Source organism: Rhizobium sp. FG96 (assembly GCF_057808655.1).
Window position 1 is genome coordinate 491073 of sequence record NZ_JBMDIL010000001.1, and the last position, 15481, is coordinate 506553.

General features: G+C 62.1%; 13 protein-coding genes. 5 read left to right on the plus strand and 8 right to left on the minus strand.

The genetic code is table 11. The features are described 5' to 3' along the window. Window positions 1-117: 117 nt before the first annotated feature. Window positions 118-870, minus strand: coding sequence for a crotonase/enoyl-CoA hydratase family protein (locus tag ACODR6_RS02560; protein WP_489020532.1), 753 nt, complete (start codon window positions 868-870; stop codon window positions 118-120). A gap of 7 nt (window positions 871-877) precedes the next feature. Continuing rightward, window positions 878-2656: an acyl-CoA dehydrogenase family protein gene (locus tag ACODR6_RS02565; RefSeq protein ID WP_489020534.1), complete on the minus strand. Its 1779-nt coding sequence runs from the start codon at window positions 2654-2656 to the stop codon at window positions 878-880. A 216-nt stretch (window positions 2657-2872) separates the two neighbouring features. On the opposite strand from ACODR6_RS02565, the gene ACODR6_RS02570 reads away from it, so the two are divergent. Beyond that, the gene (locus tag ACODR6_RS02570; RefSeq protein ID WP_489020536.1) at window positions 2873-3868 is read left to right on the plus strand and encodes a transporter; all 996 of its coding nucleotides are present in this window, start codon (window positions 2873-2875) and stop codon (window positions 3866-3868) included. 53 nt (window positions 3869-3921) lie between these two features. Here the strand turns inward: ACODR6_RS02570 and ACODR6_RS02575 are convergent, their stop codons facing one another. Both ACODR6_RS02575 and ACODR6_RS02580 read right to left on the minus strand, forming a co-directional pair. After that, window positions 3922-4371, minus strand: coding sequence for a BA14K family protein (locus ACODR6_RS02575; RefSeq protein ID WP_112712983.1), 450 nt, complete (start codon window positions 4369-4371; stop codon window positions 3922-3924). A 161-nt stretch (window positions 4372-4532) separates the two neighbouring features. After that, window positions 4533-5777: an aromatic ring-hydroxylating oxygenase subunit alpha gene (locus ACODR6_RS02580; RefSeq protein WP_130278948.1), complete on the minus strand. Its 1245-nt coding sequence runs from the start codon at window positions 5775-5777 to the stop codon at window positions 4533-4535. 401 nt (window positions 5778-6178) lie between these two features. Here ACODR6_RS02580 and ACODR6_RS02585 point away from each other — a divergent pair, with 401 nt between their 5' ends. The 3 genes from ACODR6_RS02585 to ACODR6_RS02595 all read left to right on the plus strand — a co-directional run bounded on the left by ACODR6_RS02585 (window position 6179) and on the right by ACODR6_RS02595 (window position 9309). After that, window positions 6179-6784: a DUF6656 family protein gene (locus tag ACODR6_RS02585; RefSeq protein ID WP_112712987.1), complete on the plus strand. Its 606-nt coding sequence runs from the start codon at window positions 6179-6181 to the stop codon at window positions 6782-6784. Between the two features lie 100 nt (window positions 6785-6884). Next, entirely contained in the window at window positions 6885-7859 is a 975-nt protein-coding gene (locus ACODR6_RS02590; RefSeq protein ID WP_489020539.1) for an L-threonylcarbamoyladenylate synthase, read from the plus strand. A gap of 19 nt (window positions 7860-7878) precedes the next feature. Next, window positions 7879-9309, plus strand: a complete 1431-nt coding sequence (locus tag ACODR6_RS02595) for an FAD-binding oxidoreductase (protein WP_489020541.1) — start codon at window positions 7879-7881, stop codon at window positions 9307-9309. Here the strand turns inward: ACODR6_RS02595 and ACODR6_RS02600 are convergent. After that, window positions 9306-12137: a DUF1217 domain-containing protein gene (locus ACODR6_RS02600; protein WP_489020543.1), complete on the minus strand. Its 2832-nt coding sequence runs from the start codon at window positions 12135-12137 to the stop codon at window positions 9306-9308. The genes ACODR6_RS02595 and ACODR6_RS02600 overlap by 4 nt on opposite strands. Before the next feature lie 312 nt (window positions 12138-12449). Between ACODR6_RS02600 and ACODR6_RS02605 the strand changes: the two genes are divergently transcribed. Next, window positions 12450-13016 (plus strand): DUF6101 family protein, encoded by a 567-nt coding sequence (locus ACODR6_RS02605; protein WP_112714342.1) that lies wholly within the window; start codon window positions 12450-12452, stop codon window positions 13014-13016. Window positions 13017-13087: 71 nt separating this feature from the next. Here ACODR6_RS02605 and ubiA read toward each other — a convergent pair whose 3' ends face one another. The 3 genes from ubiA to ACODR6_RS02620 all read right to left on the minus strand — a co-directional run bounded on the left by ubiA (window position 13088) and on the right by ACODR6_RS02620 (window position 15443). Then, window positions 13088-14047, minus strand: coding sequence for a 4-hydroxybenzoate octaprenyltransferase (ubiA, locus tag ACODR6_RS02610; protein WP_489020545.1), 960 nt, complete (start codon window positions 14045-14047; stop codon window positions 13088-13090). A gap of 101 nt (window positions 14048-14148) precedes the next feature. Next, a complete protein-coding gene (locus tag ACODR6_RS02615; protein WP_203429498.1) occupies window positions 14149-14721 on the minus strand; it encodes a GNAT family N-acetyltransferase in 573 nt (190 codons plus the stop codon). Between the two features lie 146 nt (window positions 14722-14867). Continuing rightward, window positions 14868-15443: a histidine phosphatase family protein gene (locus ACODR6_RS02620; protein ID WP_489020547.1), complete on the minus strand. Its 576-nt coding sequence runs from the start codon at window positions 15441-15443 to the stop codon at window positions 14868-14870. Between the last annotated feature and the right edge of the window lie 38 nt (window positions 15444-15481).

Genomic DNA, 15481 nt, shown 5'->3' on the forward strand with positions numbered 1-15481 from the left:
GGCAAAGCTCAGCAAAGCGCGTCATGCGCCCGGACGAATGGGCAATTCGTCACCCTTTGATTAGTAGGCTCGAATTAAAACACGCTTAAAATTTAGCTAAAACCCTATGTTTTTATATTAGCGCCGCATGAAGGCTTCGAAGGCTTTTCTTGCTTCATCGCTTTTCAACTGTGCGGTGAAGTGGTGCGCTTCTTCATCTATACGTGCAATAATCTCTTCGCGCGGGCCGCGGACGAGATCGCGGGCGATCCGCAGCGCGGAAGCGGGCTTGGCGGCGAGCTTGGCGGCGGTTGCCAGCGTCAGATGTTCGACCTCGCCCGGCGCGCAGACCTTCCAGATCAATCCGGCATCGCGCGCGTCGGCCGCCGAGAAGTCCTCGCCTGCAGCCAGGAGGGCGAAGGCGCGCTGGTGGCCCATGATGCGGGGGGCAAGCAGGCTGGAAGCAGCTTCCGGCACCAGCGCCAGATCGACGAAGGGGGTGCGGAACTGGCTGCGGAGGGAGGCGATGGTCAGGTCGCAATGCATATGCATCGTCGTGCCGATGCCGATCGCCAGGCCATCGACACCAGAGACCAGCGGCTTGCGGGAGTTCACCAGCGCATAGAGGAAATCGAGGAGCTCGTGGCCGAGGCTGCCGCCCATCGCAGCCGCGAGGAAATCGGCGATGTCGTTGCCCGCAGAGAATGCACCTTCAGTGCCGAGAAAGGCGGTGGCGCGGATGGCATCATCGGCATCGGCGGCCTTCAGCGCTTCCGTCATCCGCACATACATGGCGCGGGTGATGGCGTTCTTCTTTTCCGGGCGGTTGAAGCGGATGATCTGGACACCGGGATGCTCGGCGGATTGCTCGACGATGATGTGATCGGTCATGATGTCCTCAGGCCAAGATGGCGCGGGCTGCGGCAAGGCTCGCAGCACCATTGACGGTGCAGTCCTTCAGGGCAGCGGTTTCGGAAAGCAGGTTTTCGGCGGCGAAGCGGCAGAGCGCGATGCGACCCTCTTCGGCGCCGTCGCCGGTCTTGGCGAGACCGCCCTTGGCGAGGTAGCCGCTCATCAGCACCAGGCCGAACAGGCGCTGGTAGGGCGTGGCACCCGAGAGCGCTTCGGCGATCCTGCCATCCGCCTGCGCCTTCATCAGCCAATCCGTGGCTTCCGTCAGGTCGGCGATCGCGGCATCGAGGCGGGCGGCGGTTTCGCCGAAGGAAGCGCGGTTCGAACCGCGCACGGCGTCGGCAATGGCAGAGAGCTCGGCGATGAAGCCCTTCACATGCTCGCCGTTCGAGAGCGGCAGCTTGCGGGTCACGAGGTCGATTGCCTGGATGCCGTTGGTGCCCTCGTAGATCGGGGCGATGCGGGCGTCGCGCAGGAAGCGGGCGGCACCGGTTTCCTCGATGAAGCCCATGCCGCCATGAACCTGGATGCCGAGCGAGGCGACATCGACACCGGCGTCGGTGGCGAAGGATTTGGCGATCGGGGTCAGCAGGGCAGCGCGCTCCTGCCAGTGCCTGGTATCGCCTTTCCCCTGGTGCGACATGTCGATGGCGTGGGCGCAGGAATAGGAGATGGCGCGCGCCCCCTGCGTCAGCGCCTTCATCGTCAGCAGCATCCTGATGACATCGGGATGCTCGATGATCGGGCTCATGCCGGAGCCGCTCCAACCGGGCGCCTTGCCCTGGGTGCGTTCCTTGGCGAAGGCGATCGCCTTCTGTGTCGCCGCTTCGGCGATCGCCACGCCCTGCATGCCGACCGTCAGGCGGGCATTGTTCATCATCGTGAACATGCAGTTGAGGCCCTTGTTCTCCTCGCCGATCAGCCAGCCGATGGCGCCCTTCTCATCGCCGAACTTGCCGTCGCCATAGATCATCGTGCAGGTCGGCGAGCCGTGGATGCCCATCTTGTGTTCGAGCGAATGGACAAAGACATCGTTGCGGGCGCCGAGCGAACCATCGGCGTTCACCAGGAATTTCGGGACGAGGAAAAGCGAGATACCGCGCGTTCCGGCAGGCGCATCCGGCAGGCGGGCGAGGACGAGGTGGATGATGTTGTCGGTGGCGTCGTGTTCGCCCCAGGTGATGAAGATCTTCTGGCCGAAGATGCGGTAGGTGCCGTCATCGCGGCGTTCGGCGCGGCTCTTCAGCGCCCCGACATCCGAACCGGCATGCGGCTCGGTGAGGTTCATGGTGCCGGTCCATTCGCCGGAGACCAGCTTCGGCAGATAGGTCTGCTGCAGTTCAGGCGAGCCATGGGCGCTGAGCGCCTCGACGGCGCCCATCGTCAGCGTCGGGCAGAGCGCGAAGGCGGTGGCGCCGGAATTCCACATTTCGAGGGCCGCGACATTGAGCAGGACGGGCAGCCCCTGCCCGCCGAATTCTTCAGGCCCGGTCAGGCTGTTCCAGCCGCCGGCGATCCATTCCTGATAGAGCTTCGCCCAGCCATCCGGGGTTTTCACCTCGCCATCGATCAGGCGGGAGCCCTGCCTGTCGCCGATCTCGGCAAGCGGGGCGACTTCTTCCGTCGCGAAACGGCCGGCTTCGTTGAGGATCGCATCAACGAGGTCTTCGCCGAGATCGCCGAAGATGCCGCTATCCAGCGCATCCTTCAGACCAGCGACATGCTTCAGGGTGAAAGCGATATCCTCGACGGGCGCCTTGTACATCTTGTCTCCTCGCATCTCGGCCCTGCCCGCGGCAAAGGCCATCCTCCGCCGTCAGAGCTAATTGATTTTTACGTAAACGTCAATTTTGTTTTCCGATCTGCGCCATGATGTCCCGGCTCAAGTTTATTCGAGCCCTTGCACAAACTGGTGTCATGGAGAATCTCTAGAGCGGATTGCCAAAATGAGAATACCCGCGTCGAAGAGGATCAGCCGCCGATGGATACATTGCCCGCCAATATTCCCGGCTTGATCTGGGCCTATCGATTTCCGGCAGGATCAAAGACGGCGATCCGGCTGGAAAACAGCGCGCAGGCAGCCGAGCTCAGCGCGCAGGACGGTTTCTACTGGCTGCATCTCAATCTCGTCGATGCCCGCGTGCCGGCGCTGCTGGAGCAGCTTGCCGGGCTGAACGAGGATGCACGGGCGGCGCTGACGACGCGCGATACGCATGCGGCGCTCACCGTCGACGAGCAGATGCTCTATGGCACGCTGGTCGATTGCCAGCGCGAATTCGATCAGGACACCGCCGATCTCGGCTGGCTGCATTTTGCGATCTCGGGCAAGTTCATCATCACCACCCGGCTGCAGCCGCTGCGCAGCGTCGATCGCGCCCGGATCATGATCGAGAAGAACCCGGCGAAGTTCGATCATCCGGCGGATATTTTCGAGCTCCTGGTCATCGAGTTCCAGCGCACTCTGATCTCCGTCGTCATGGACCTGACGGACGAGCTCAACCTGATCGAGGACTTCGTCTACGACAACACGCCGCGCGACGAGCGGCGGCGGCTAGCGCCGGTGCGGCGGACGATCGTGCGTCTCCACCGGCACCTGAGAAACGTGCTGACGCTGATGCGCCGCGCCTCCGCCTCCGACGAGGACGAGATGCCCTTCGGCTTCGAGGACATTGCCGGGCGGCTGACGAGCCGGCTGGAAGCGGTCGATCACGATATCTACGCCCTGCAGGAGCGCGCCCGCCTGCTGCACGAAGAAATCGACTCGAAGCTCTCCTCCGAGACCAACCGTCATCTCTACATCCTGTCGATCATGACCGCCTTCCTGCTGCCGCCGACGCTGGTGACCGGCTTCTTCGGCATGAACACCGCCAACCTACCCTTCGCGCAGGGCACCGGCGGCACCGAATATGCGGTGGCGCTGATCCTCGCCTCGATCCTGTTTGCCTGGTGGCTCCTGAAGCGGGTCAACATTCTCTGACAGCAAAAAGCCCGGCATCTCTGCCGGGCTTTTGTCATTCCAATCTCTCGATATCAGTAGGGCGAATAGCACTGCTGACGCGGGCCGCCATAGGGCTGGAAGGTGTTGTCGTAGACGCGATACGAACGGTAGCGGTTTTCGCACCAGCGGACATGCGCGGCCGTCAGGCGCGGCGCGTAGGCCGGCGGCGGGGCGTAGTAGCGCGGCTGCGAGGCGATGGCGCCACCGATGATCGCACCGGCGCCGAAGGCGGCCAGCGGATACCAGTAGCCGTTATAGTGACGGTAGCCACGGCGGTAGTACGGATAGCCGCGATAGCCGCCATACCAGCCCGGACGGCCGTAATAGCGGCGATACTGGACATCCTGAACGTTCGAAGCCTGCTCCTGCGGCGCGACCTGTGGCGCTGCCGGCAGCGGCATCGCTTCGGAAGGCAGGAAGCTCGTCAGGACAACGGCGGCGGACAGGACAGCGGCCGAAATCTTCTTACTGAGGCCAATCATCGTAGTTCTCCAATCCCAAGAGCAGAATTTGCCTGCCAGCAAACGCGCGAGGGTGGAAATTGTTCCAACTGGCGTTTTCTTCAAGCACGGGTTGAAGTTACGAAAGCGCCGATGAACCGGAGATTAACCGGGTCATCGGCGCTCGTCAGATCACGCGAATGTCAGGCGACGACGGAAAGCTTCGCCTGGTCGCCCTGCAGGCGGTTGACCATGAAGTTGGTGTACCACTCGAGGAACTGCATGACGCCGCCCTCGTGGAGCATCGAGTAGGGACCGGGCTCGTAGGCCGGCGAATGGATGCCGAAGGCATTCTCTTCGACGATGCGGCGGTCCTGGTCGTTGGTCTCGGTCCAGACATGCGTCAGCTCTTCGAGATCGTAGTCGACGCCTTCGACGGCATCCTTATGGACGATCCACTTGGTGGTGACGGCCGTCTCGTTGGCGCTGAGCGGGATGACGCGGAAGGAGATCGCGTGGTCGCCGAGCAGGTGGTTCCAGGTCGTCGGGTAGTGGAAGAGCAGCATGGTGCCGATGCGGTCGATGGTGACGTCTTCCGACAGCTTGCGCTTGACGGCCGGTCGGCCGGACATGGTGTAGCTCTCGGCATCTTCGATCAGCGGCATGCGGGCGGCGCGGAACTGGCCGTCCGGCGAGATCTGGAACTTGCTCGGCAGGCCGGCGGCCTCGCAGCGCGCCCAGTGGCCGGCGATCTCCGGATCATCGGCGCCGCCATCGGTGCCGGTGACGCTCGGGGCTTCCGGATAGGTGCGGCAGAGTTCCGGGTGGTTTGCGGCGCAGTGATAGCACTCGCGATTGTTTTCCCAGACGAGCTTCCAGTTGCCCTTTTCGATGATCGTGCTCTGGAAGGCGATCTTACCTTCGGCCAAGCGATGCGGCAGCATGTAGGGAGTGACCATGTCGCGAACCGGCTGGAAGTCCGGCGCCTTGTCGGCGAGGCAGATGAAGATATAGCCGCCGAAGCTTTCGCAATGGACCGGCTTCAGGCCGAAGCCGCTCTTGTCGAAATCGTCGCCCATGTGGCGGGCGAAGGCGAGCTTGCCGTCGAGATCGTAGGCCCACTGGTGATAGGGACAGACGAGACGGACCGACGAGCCGTGCTCCTTGGTGCAGACGCGCGAGCCGCGGTGACGGCAGGAATTGTGGAAGGCGCGGATGACATTGTCGCGGCCGCGGACGATGACGACGGGATACTGGCCGATCTGCACGGTGAAATAGGCGCCCGCCTTCGGCAGTTCGCAATCGTGGCCCATGAAGAGCCAGTCGCGGTAGTAGATCATTTCCATATCGAGCTTGAAATAGTCCTCGTCGATATAGAAGGGCTGCTCAAGGCTGAAGCCTTCGCGCCGGTTTTTGAGCTGCCGCAAAACGTTGCTGCGAATGTCCATTTGCATATCCTCGTGCAATCGGCTCAGCCATCAAAGGCATGGCTTTCGGAAGCGTCTGGCTTCCCTCCCTCTCGGGAGCATTGGTCATGGGGGCATTTAAGCACCGGGCTTCCCCGGGTCTTGGTTGTAAAGCGACATCGGCTTCGAAATTGACGACAGGATGACGCGTGGCTGCGAAAATCGAGGCCCTGACGGATTTTCCACTCTTTTCCTTCGATTGCGACATTGCGAAAGCTACGGCGCAGACCCGTGCTCCGCTTGTCTTTTCCCGACATTATCCCAAATACGACACCGGGGTACTGCAAGTTTTCAGGGGTTGGCGCGGCTTGCGGCCTTAAGAGCACATTAAGCATGAACTCCTATTCTTGGGCCAAGGGACAAACGCTTACGGAATACGCGCCATGGCGAAACTTCGCTATTTCGACGTCAGGGACGAGACCAAACCGGAAGAGCCGCCAGCGGCGCCGCATTCCGAATTTCTGCGCACCGGGAAGATCACCCGGGAGCGGGCACACTGGCTGGCCGAAGAGCGCCGCTATCTCTCGCATCAGGAAGTCGCCGAAAAGACCGGCCGCAAGCTGCAATCGGCCGGTACCCAGGCGCATCAGCAGATCAACGGCTTCCACCGGGCGATCCAGTTTCCGAAGATGGTGTTTCACCGCACGCTGGCCGACAGCCCGCATCTCGGCTACTGCCACGTGACGGCGTCGCGGACGAAATTCGCCCGCTACGAGGAGGTCAGCTGGGCCTTCTACATCGCCAATTTCTACGCCGATATCGGCGATAACGACAATTTCTTCCACAAGATCAACATGCAGTATTCGCGCATGTATTTTGCCGTGGCGATCAAGCCGGGCGAACATACCGCGGAGAAGATGACAATCGACCGCACGGTGCGCGGCAACGGTGTGCTGTTCCGGACCGACGATCCGCAGGTGGCAATCAAGAACGTGCTGCTGCTCGGCGCACGCAACGAGCAGCTGCGCGAAATCATTCGCCAGCTTTGATCGTGATCATTCGCCAACTCTGATCGGGATCATTCGCCAGCTCTGATATTGATCGCAGACGCTCAAGGGCCTATGGACTGCCTGACATCAAAGGCGGCCCATGGCACGGATCATCGACATTGCAGAACATAGAGAGGAAGCGCTGAGCGCTGCCTCGGCCGTTCTCGGCGATGGTCATCCTGTCGCGATCCCGACGGAAACGGTCTACGGCCTTGCCGCCGACGCCACCAACCCGGCCGCCATTGCCCGCATCTACGAGACCAAGGGACGGCCGCAGTTCAATCCGCTGATCTGCCATATGGCCGATCTTGCCATGGCCGAGCGTTACGCGGTGTTCGATCCGCTGTCGCGGGCGCTCGCCCAGGCTTTCTGGCCGGGTCCGCTGACGCTGGTGCTGCCGCTGAAGCCCGAAAGCGGGATCCATGCGCTGGCGACTGCCGGCCTCGATACTGTCGGCATCCGCATTCCCAAGGGTTTTGCCGGTGACCTGATCCGTGCCTTCGACCGCCCGCTGGCCGCGCCGAGCGCCAATACCTCGGGCAAGATCAGCGCCACGAGCGCCGCGCATGTCGATGACGACCTCGGCGGCAAGATCCGGCTGATCCTCGATGCCGGCGCCAGCAAGGTCGGCGTCGAGTCGACGATCGTGAAGGTCGAGAATGGCGAGCTGACGCTGCTTCGCCCGGGCGGTCTTGCCGCTGCCGAAATCGAGCGCGTTGCCGGCAAGCGGCTGCGCCGCCAGAAGAAGGCATCCGCCGCGATCGAGGCGCCGGGCATGCTGGCCTCGCATTATGCGCCGGGCGCCGCCGTGCGCCTGGACGCCAGCGCAATCGCTGCAGGCGAGGCGGCGATCCTGTTCGGGCCGCGCGACATCGAGGGCATGGAGAAGGCGGCGATCCGGCTGAACCTCAGCCTGGCAGGCGACCTTGCCGAGGCCGCTGCCAATCTTTTCGACTATATGAAGAAGGCCGACGCCAGTGGCGCGGCGACGATCGCCTTTGCGCCGATCCCCGACGAGGGGCTGGGCGAAGCGATCAATGACCGGCTGAGGCGGGCCGCCGCCCCGCGCGAATGACGAACAAGGATCAGGGCCAATGAGTGCTGCCGTTTCTGCCGAACTGCTCGACCGCTTTACCGACATTGTCGGCGAGAAACACGCGCTGCGGAGCGAGGCCGACCTGGCGCCGCACCTGATCGAGAACCGCGGCCTCTATCACGGCTCCTCCCCTCTCCTCCTGAAGCCCGGCAATGTCGAGGAAGTCTCGGCGATCATGAAGCTTGCGAGCGAGACCGGCACGGCCGTCGTGCCGCAGACCGGCAATACCGGGCTCGTCGGCGGGCAGACGCCACGCGAGGGCAAATCCGACATCATCATTTCGCTCGAGCGGATGAACAGGATCCGCGACGTCGATCCGGTCGCCAATATTCTGGTTGCCGATGGCGGCGCGATCCTGGCCGATGTGCAAAAGGCCGCCGAAGCGCATGGCAGGCTCTTTCCGCTGTCGCTCGGCTCGGAAGGGTCCTGCCGCATCGGCGGCAATCTCTCCACCAATGCCGGCGGCACCGCCGTGCTTGCCTATGGCAACATGCGCCAGCTCTGCCTCGGCCTCGAAGTGGTGCTGCCGACCGGCGAGATCTGGGATGGCCTGCGCCGCCTGAAGAAGGACAATACCGGCTACGACCTGCGCGATCTCTTCATCGGCGCCGAGGGCACGCTCGGGATCATCACCGGCGCCGTGCTGAAGCTCTTACCGCAGCCGCTCGGCAGGCAGGTGGCCTTTGCCGGACTTCAGAGCGTCGAGGATGCGCTCGCCTTCTTCAATCTGGCGGGCAGCCTCTGCGGGACATCGCTGACCGGTTTCGAGCTTATGCCGCGCTTCGGCGTCGAGATCACCAGCAAGCATATCGAGGGCGTGCGCGACCCGCTGGAAAACCCGCATCCTTGGTATGTGCTGATCGACATCTCGACCTCGGATTCAGCCGAGACCGCGGAGCGGATGATGAATGCGCTCCTGGAGAAAGGCTTCGAGGAAGGGTTGGTGCAGGACGCCACCATCGCCGCGTCGGTCGCCCAGCAGCAGGCGCTGTGGCACATGCGCGAGAGCATGTCGGACGCGCAGAAGCCGGAAGGCGGCTCGATCAAGCACGATGTCTCGGTGCCGGTGTCGAAAATCCCGCATTTCATGGCGGAGGCGAGCGAGGCGGTGCTGGCGGCGATGCCGGGCGCACGCATCTGCGCCTTCGGCCACATGGGCGACGGGAATATTCACTACAACATCTCGCAACCGGTCGGTGCCGACAAGGCGGCCTTTATCGGCCGCTGGCGCGAGATGAACAAGATCGTTCACGGTCTGGTGCGTGCCCATGGCGGCTCTATTTCGGCCGAGCATGGCATCGGTCAGCTGAAGCGCGACGAGCTCGCTTCGATCCGTTCCGATATCGAGATGGAGCTGATGCGCCGCATCAAGCACGCCTTCGACCCGGCCGGGATCATGAACCCCGGCAAGGTGATCAGCCTCGATTAGCCGAGGATGCCGGCCGCCTTGGTGGTTCCGCCATTCGTCAGGATCTGAAGGGCCGGCGCCTGCGTCGTGCTATTCTGGATGTCGTACATCGCCGTGAAGCGCTTGACGAGCTTGTCGACCTTCGTGGGGTCGCCGAGATCCTTGAGATCGATGAATTTCTGCAGCATCGACACCTGCTTGTCGACATCCATGCTGGACATCTGTGTCGGCAGGCTGAAGGCCGTCTGGACGACCTGGAACAGCGCCTTGTCGCCAAGGATCGTGTAGAGCGAGGTGATATTGGGAGCCTGGCGGGCAAAGTAGAGCGCCAGACGGGTGCCGTCGTTGCTCTGGCCCTGCTGGGTTTCCAGCTGCTGCGCGACATAGGCCGACTGAGTGCGGTCGAGCGCGCCCGCGTCCTGAACCGTGCCGAGCTTCGACCGGGTCATGTTGCCGTCCTTGTCGAAGTTGAAGTCGGCGACGATATCCTTGAACTTGCTATCGGCCTTGGTGTTGAGATAGCTCTTCTTGTCCTCGGGATCCGAGGTGAAGATCTTCTTCAGCGTATCCTTGTCGTAGTCCTTCGGATCGAGGCCGACGGACTTCAGGATGAAGTCGGTGAGCTTGCTGTTGCCGAGGAAGTCGTCAAGCGACTTCACATCGGCCATGCCCTTGGCGAAGTTGTCGACATCCGTCGTGGCATCCTTGGATGCCTTGTCCTTGAGCGGGCCGTCGGCCATGTACATGGTCGCATGCGACTTGTAGTTCGTGGCGTACTTGGCCATCGAAGCGTCCGACAGCGGCGCCAGAGACGGGCCGATCTTGCCGTCAGCGCCGAAGTTGAAGGCGCGGGCGAAATTGGTGATGCGATCGTCCTTCAGCGAGGCGACATAGCCCTTCGGATCATAGGCATCGCTCGTCAGCACCTTGCGGGCCATCGACTTCGGAAGATCGGCTTCCGTCAGGCCGTAGGCCTGCAACGCGACATGGTAGAGGTCCGGCAGGTCATCGTTCTTCTTGTCGAAGTCGATCTGCTTGTTGTCGCGAAGGAAGTCGTTGATATCCTTGATATCCGAGAATGTGCCGGTACCGACGCTCGAGGTGATCAACTTCTTATAGTTGGAGGTGATATCGTCGATGAAGTCCTTCGCCTCATCGTCGTAACGCGCCATATACTGCTTCGAGACCTGCGCGGTATTGGCTGTGCTCTGGGCGCCATCGGGCGACGTAACAGTTCCATCCGCATTGAAATTGAAGGCATCGTGAAGATCCTTCAGGCCGAGCTGCGTGGCGAGACCGCCATTGACGAGCACCTGGCGCAAGCCGGTATTATCGAGGCCGTCGACGAGACCGCTGCCGTAACCATGCTTTCCAAGGCTGTAGGCGGCCTTGATATACGAGGTCAGGCGGTCATCGGCCATCAGCTGGTCGACGCTGGTGATCGTCTTGATGGTCTTTTCGAAATAGGCCTTGTTGAAATCGGCCGCCGCCGGCGTGACGTAATAAACGTCGTCGGGCTCGCCCGGCACGTCGTCATAGTCGACCACCTTCTGCAGCGAATTCAGCGTGTATTTCTCGACGATGCCGTTCTTCTGGTCAGTCGTCTGGGCCGAGCCCACCATCGAGCCATCGGCGTTGAAATTGAAATCCGACGGGGCATCCGGGGCGCCGACGGACGCCGCGAAGGTAGGGTCGGTCAGCATCTTCGTGACGTCGTCATCCGACATGGTCAGCGGCACGCCGAAGGCAATCTTGACGTAGGACGACAGTGCGGGATCGGCGACGATATCGTCGGCGCCGGTGACGGTTTCCATGATCCGCTTGTAATAGGCCGTCGACTGGTCGAAGCGCGCGGTCGTGGCGGCAGTCTGGTCCGCAGTCTGCGCGCTGCCGCTGACGCTGCCGTCGGCATTGAAGCCGAAGGCGGAGTTCAGCGTCTTGTAGCCACTCGAGGCTGCCGTCGCCGGATCGGTCAGGTAGGTCTTGAGGTCGGCATCGGAAACGGTGTTGCTGACATTATAGACGACGCGGACGAAGTTGTTCAGCTTCTGGTCGGACAGGAGGTCGTCGACATTGGCGACGGTGCCGATCGTCGAAGCGAAATAGTCCTTGCCGTTGGCATTGGCGCGATCGACGAGATCGGCCTGCTGCGCCGCGCTCTGCGGCGGCTGCGGCGGCGTGCCGCCGGTCGTGCCATCGGCGGCAAAATTGAAATACTTGGCCATGTCCTGATATTTGGCATTGGCCTGCGTATTCACGAAGCTGTTGGGATCGTTGACGTCGCTGGTCAGAACGCTCTTCAGGAAGCTGCTCGACACATAGGTGCCGTCGATGCCAAAGGTCGTCAGCACGAAGGCCTTGAGGCGCGGATCGGCGACGAGGTCGGTGACATTGTCGACATCGCGCATCGCGGACTTGAAATAGTTGGATTCCGCGGCCGTATCCTGCCCGCTATCCTCGTAGGACGACGTGTAGAGGCCGATCGTATCGTCCTCCTGCGCCGATGTCTGGGCCTGCGGGGCCGGCGTGTGAAAGTTATAGGCGGCGGCGAATGTCTTGTAGCGGGAATCGGCAAGCTTGTTGGCAAAGCTGTTCGGATCGGTCAGATCGCTTTCCAGCACCTTCTTCATGAAGGCCTTGGCATAGGTCATGTCGCTGAGGCCATAGGCCGTCATCGCATAGCTATAGAGCTTATAGTTGCCGAGAAAATCGTCTACATCTTTGACTTTATTGATGTTTTCCGCGTAATAGTCGGCATTCTGCTTGACCGTCGCCTGGGACGAGACGCGATCGAGGCTCGTCTTCATGTCTTTCGACAACATCGCGTAAGCAACAGAAGATGAAATCATCCGGGCGACCCTTTGCGGGAAAATATCTAAAAGAATAACAGGATATCCTGTGCCGATTTTGCCACTTAAAGCTTACCCGAGGCTTACCGCTGCGGGTACCGGAATGGCACATGTGCTTGTGAGACAACGTTCATATTCCAGAAACCCTGCCACATTCGATTTTGATAACCATCAGGAAAGGCAGCGTTTTCTTAACCGCAAATTTTAAGCGGTCCGGAAGAGCCGGCGCCTATTGTCGAGCCATAGAGGGCGAAAAGCCCCGAGGAGAAGACCGGAAACCGGCTCTCAGGTAAGACAAGGGTAGAAATGAACATGAACAACACCGTTATGAAGCCCGCATGGGCCGGTACGACTCTGCGCCTCGATCCGTCGCGCTTCCCCCAGCAGGTAAGCTACGCGATCCATGACGCCGCTGGCGACGTCAGCATAACGATCGACGAACGTGGCGCGATCCTGCGCAAGGTTCTCCCCTCCAGCGGCCTGCCGCTTTCTATCGCCCTGCCGAAGCGCGCCTTCAAGGGCGTTGCAGCCCGGGCGATCGACCATGGCAATGGCGAAGTCACCGTCACTCTCGAGCTTCATCACGAAGATCCCGATCTCTGCGTTCCGCTGCTCGTCGCCCACGATCTCGGCGACATCGCCGCCGACTGGCGCGGCTGGTCGGAAGCCTTCCGCATTCCGATGCTGATGGTGGAAGCCGATGGCGTTGCCCGCCCGCTCGAAGAACATCTCGGCGAATTGCGCACCAGCCACATGAAGCCGCGCCGCCGCCACTCCTATTTCGCCAACCGCCGCCCGCGCTTCCTGGTGCGCCGCACGACCGGCAAGCTTGGCGTTTCGATGAAGATCGAAGGCAAGGAAATCATCGCCCGCAACTGAGCCAACAACTGGGATTGTGGCGAGATGCGTCAAACTGAAACCCGGCCTTGCGCCGGGTTTTTTCGTTTCGGTCAGGGAAGTGTCACGAGCAGCGAGACGAACAGGCCGGCAAATATGATCAGACCGACGCGGTTGTTCGACTTGAAAAGGTAAAGGCACTGGTCGCCGTCGTTGATATCGAGCTTGACGATCTGCCAGGCAAACATGCCGGCTGCAATCAGCAGGCCGAGATAGGCGAGCGGGCCGACGCCCGCGAGCACGAAGGCGAGCAGCATCAGGGCGAGCGTCAGGCCATAGAGCCCGATCAGCCACTGGCGCGTGCGATCCCCGAAGAGACGCGCCGTGGAGCGCACGCCGATCAGTTCGTCGTCTTCCTTGTCCTGATGCGCGTAGATCGTGTCATAGCCGATCGTCCAGACGACGGAGGCGATGTAGAGCGAGACGGCGGCGAAGGACAGCGTGCCGAAGGTTCCGGCCCAGCCCATCAGCGCGCCCCAGGAGAAGGCAAGGCCGAGGAAGAATTGCGGCCAGTCGGTGAAGCGCTTGGCGAAGGGATAGAGCGCCACGATCGCCAGCGACAGGATGCCGAGAATGACGGCGAACCAGTTGAACTGCAGAAGCACGACGAGGCCGACAAGCGCCTGGAGAACGATGAAGATCTTCGTCTGCGTGCGGGTGACGCGGCCGGAGGGCAGCGGGCGTGAGCGGGTACGCGCCACTTCCATATCGATCTTGTGATCGACAAGATCGTTGTAGGCGCAGCCGGCACCGCGCATCGCGACGGATCCGAGAAAATAGAGGATCAGATGATAGATGGTCTGCCCACCGGAAAAGCTGCCCGCGGCCGCCGCGGCATTGGCCGCCAGCGCCACCGACCAGAAGCACGGCCACATCAGAAGCTGCCAGCCGATCGGCCGGTCCCAGCGCGCCAGCTGCGCATAGGGCCAGAGCCAGGGCGGCAGGATCCGGTAAACCCAATTGTCCGAAGGCGCGTCGGCGACTCGCCCGTTCAGTCCGTCGATCTTTTGCATGGAGTCATGTAGCGACGCGTAATGCGGCGGGTCAAGCGGGCATGGTGGCGCGGGTGATCGGGTCGGCGGGAAAGCACGAGCCTTGAACGCAGCCTCCCGTCTCAGGCGGAAGCGAGCCGCGCCTTCAGCTGATCCTTCACCTGCGGCCATTCCGTATCGATGATGCTGAAGCGCACCGAGTTGCGCTTGCGACCATCAGGCATGATGCGCTCGTTGCGAATGATGCCTTCCTCGACCGCGCCGAGCCTGACGATCGCCCTGCGCGATCGCTCGTTCAATTCATCGGTGGTGAATTGGACCCGGATGCAGTCCAGCACCTCGAACGCATATTCCAGCATCAGGAACTTCGCCTCGGTATTGACGAAGCTGCGCTGCCATGAGGCACCGATCCAGGTATGCCCGATCTCGACATTGCGGTTGACGCGGTCGAGCTTCCAGAAGCGCGTGCTGCCGACGACCTGATCCCCGGCAACCGTCACGAAAGGAATGATCGTCCCGGCTTCACGGCCGGCAATCGCGGTTTCGATATAGGTGTCGATCGTCTCGGCGCTCGGGACGGCGGTGACCTTCAAGTCCCAGAGATTGCCGTCAGCGGCTGCGGCCAGGAGCACGTCCCGGTGCTGCTTCTCCAACGGAACGAGCGTCAGGCGCTCACCACGCAAGGTCGGCTTCATGGCTGATCGGGGATCGAATGTCATATGGTTCAAATACCTTCTGCAAACATCCGGACCGATGCCGGAGGCACTGCCATCCCTTATGCCGGCCAGCGGAACTTGGCTAGGTGGACAGGGTCGCAACGCCCTGAAGGAAAGAACGACCCCTACCGCCCATTCCACTGCCGGATCACCGGCTCCGTCAGGTCATGCTCATAGCCGAGCACGCTGACACTTGCCGTGTCCAGCACGAACTTCTCGCCGCCCTCAGGCGGCAGGCCGAGCCAGCGGGCGGCGAGTACGCGGAGGAAGTGGGAGCTGGAGAAGATCAGGACCGGGGCGTCGAGGGAGCGGAGTTCGGTGATGATGCGGTCGGCGCGGGTGCCGGTGGCGGCGGCGGTTTCGCCGTTGGGGCAGCCGTCGCGGAAGAGTTGCCAGCCGGGGCGGGTTTGGAGGATCTCCTTGGTGGTGATGCCTTCGTAGTCGCCGTAGTCCCATTCGGCCAAATCGTCCTTGATGACGGCGTTGGCGCCGAAACCCGAGAGGGCGCAGGTGTTGCGGGCGCGCCCTGACGGGCTCGACCAGACGGCGGCGGGAGTGATCCCGGCAAGGCGGGACGCGAGGCCGCGGGCGGCCTCCTCGCCTTTTGCGGTCAGCGGGATGTCGCTGCGGCCGGTGTGGCGGCCGGAAAGGCTCCACTCGGTTTCGCCGTGGCGCACAAGGGTAATCTCGGGATAGGCCATGACTGCACCTTAATATGCGAAAGCGCGGCCTTGAAGCC

What these genes read in the sequence shown, in the direction of transcription:
- ACODR6_RS02560 (WP_489020532.1), bottom strand. Translation starts at nt 870, where the DNA reads ATGACCGATCACATCATCGTCGAGCAATCCGCCGAGCATCCCGGTGTC.
- ACODR6_RS02565 (WP_489020534.1), bottom strand. Translation starts at nt 2,656, where the DNA reads ATGTACAAGGCGCCCGTCGAGGATATCGCTTTCACCCTGAAGCATGTC.
- ACODR6_RS02570 (WP_489020536.1), top strand. Translation starts at nt 2,873, where the DNA reads ATGGATACATTGCCCGCCAATATTCCCGGCTTGATCTGGGCCTATCGA.
- ACODR6_RS02575 (WP_112712983.1), bottom strand. Translation starts at nt 4,371, where the DNA reads ATGATTGGCCTCAGTAAGAAGATTTCGGCCGCTGTCCTGTCCGCCGCC.
- ACODR6_RS02580 (WP_130278948.1), bottom strand. Translation starts at nt 5,777, where the DNA reads ATGGACATTCGCAGCAACGTTTTGCGGCAGCTCAAAAACCGGCGCGAA.
- ACODR6_RS02585 (WP_112712987.1), top strand. Translation starts at nt 6,179, where the DNA reads ATGGCGAAACTTCGCTATTTCGACGTCAGGGACGAGACCAAACCGGAA.
- ACODR6_RS02590 (WP_489020539.1), top strand. Translation starts at nt 6,885, where the DNA reads ATGGCACGGATCATCGACATTGCAGAACATAGAGAGGAAGCGCTGAGC.
- ACODR6_RS02595 (WP_489020541.1), top strand. Translation starts at nt 7,879, where the DNA reads ATGAGTGCTGCCGTTTCTGCCGAACTGCTCGACCGCTTTACCGACATT.
- ACODR6_RS02600 (WP_489020543.1), bottom strand. Translation starts at nt 12,137, where the DNA reads ATGATTTCATCTTCTGTTGCTTACGCGATGTTGTCGAAAGACATGAAG.
- ACODR6_RS02605 (WP_112714342.1), top strand. Translation starts at nt 12,450, where the DNA reads ATGAACAACACCGTTATGAAGCCCGCATGGGCCGGTACGACTCTGCGC.
- ubiA (WP_489020545.1), bottom strand. Translation starts at nt 14,047, where the DNA reads ATGCAAAAGATCGACGGACTGAACGGGCGAGTCGCCGACGCGCCTTCG.
- ACODR6_RS02615 (WP_203429498.1), bottom strand. Translation starts at nt 14,721, where the DNA reads ATGAAGCCGACCTTGCGTGGTGAGCGCCTGACGCTCGTTCCGTTGGAG.
- ACODR6_RS02620 (WP_489020547.1), bottom strand. Translation starts at nt 15,443, where the DNA reads ATGGCCTATCCCGAGATTACCCTTGTGCGCCACGGCGAAACCGAGTGG.